This is a genomic window from Vibrio sp. YT-19(2023), assembly GCF_033337395.1.
On sequence record NZ_JAWOQN010000281.1, the window covers coordinates 1 to 861 of the forward strand.

The following is an 861-nucleotide window of genomic DNA, read 5'->3' on the forward strand; positions in this document are numbered from 1 at the left end:
TACACCTAAACCAAATGTTGAAGTGATACGGTTCGGATATGGGTGAGTTGAGCTCTTTTCAACGGCGTGTTCAGCTGCGCCAAAGCTTGTTGGGTACAGGTTGCCGTTCATCACGTCTTGGTTAACCAGCGGATCACTATGCAGATCTTGCATGACAGAGCTAATACCATCGCCAGCAACTGGATCGAGGTTTTGGACGCCCATCATGACGAATTTAGCACCGCTCGCCAAGCCACCTTGTTTACCTGCATCGTCGTAGAAAAATTCTTTTCCTTGGATGTAATGGTGCCAAAATTCCACTTCCGCTGCGTTTTGCGCTTGGTTTTTACCAGGATCGAAAACTGGTGGTGTAGGGTGCGACATCAGAAGATGAACAACCTCATTACCATTGCTGGTCGGGATGATAATTGGTGCATCTACGTGGTTTTTAGAAGAGAGGCGTACTTGAGCCCATTCCTCTGCAGAGTACCACTCATCGCCACACTTCATGCCGTCTGGAATTTTTTGTGAGCCGTCACAGATAGTAATGGTTGGGATTTTCGCGCCTTCTAAATCTTTCCATTTAAACTCTTGGAAGGTTCGTGTATTTGCCGTATCAATTTTGTACTTAGACATTAGGGCAAAGGCGTATTGGCCGTGGTACATGCCAAAGCCCCATGCATCCCCCGGCATTTGGCCGGCAGTGCCGTTGTTGTCGAGGTCAAAATCGCTCAACAAACCTGTGTTGGTAGAGTAAGACTCCGCGTAAGGGTATTCGATAGGTTCGAGGTTTGCTTCTCCGCCCGCGCCATCGAGACTTTGTGCAACAGACAGGTAGTTCTTTTGGAAGCCTTCAAGGGCTGCTTTGTCTTCGCCTGTTCC

Annotated in this window: 1 protein-coding gene; it reads right to left on the minus strand. The window is 48.4% G+C overall.

Annotated features, from left to right (window positions below; all coding sequences use genetic code 11):
* Window positions 1–861 (minus strand): endonuclease/exonuclease/phosphatase family protein (locus R7E78_RS25420; RefSeq protein ID WP_318058513.1); only part of this gene is annotated, 861 nt, incomplete at both ends.